General features: G+C 63.2%; 1 protein-coding gene. It reads right to left on the bottom strand.

Annotated features, from left to right (window positions below; all coding sequences use genetic code 11):
* Nucleotides 1–115: helix-turn-helix domain-containing protein (locus RX395_RS10220; protein WP_316367422.1), on the bottom strand; the 115-nt coding region annotated here is incomplete at its 3' end.
* Nucleotides 116–253: the final 138 nt, after the last annotated feature.

Below are 253 nucleotides of genomic sequence, written 5' to 3'. Positions count from 1 at the left end.
TGGAACCGCTCGGCCGGCCCTTGGGCCTCGGGCGCAGGGCCTCCGCGCCGCCCCGGCGGTATAGCGCGCACCACTTCTTGAGCGGCGACATCGACATTATGCCGAACGCCGCCATCGCCTCGGTCTTTGTTAGCGTCAATCTATTTTTCACCAGTTTCGCTAAACAGGCGCGCCGTTCGCGCAAAGGCGGTTTCACCGGTTGCGCTAACGTATTTTCACCGATTCCGGTCACGGCTTGACGGGGCCGTCCCTC

It is taken from the genome of Collinsella aerofaciens (assembly GCF_032584215.1).
Lineage (GTDB): Bacteria > Actinomycetota > Coriobacteriia > Coriobacteriales > Coriobacteriaceae > Collinsella.
The sequence above is the reverse complement of the archived record's forward strand: the minus strand, read 5'-3'. Positions and strand labels throughout refer to the sequence as shown.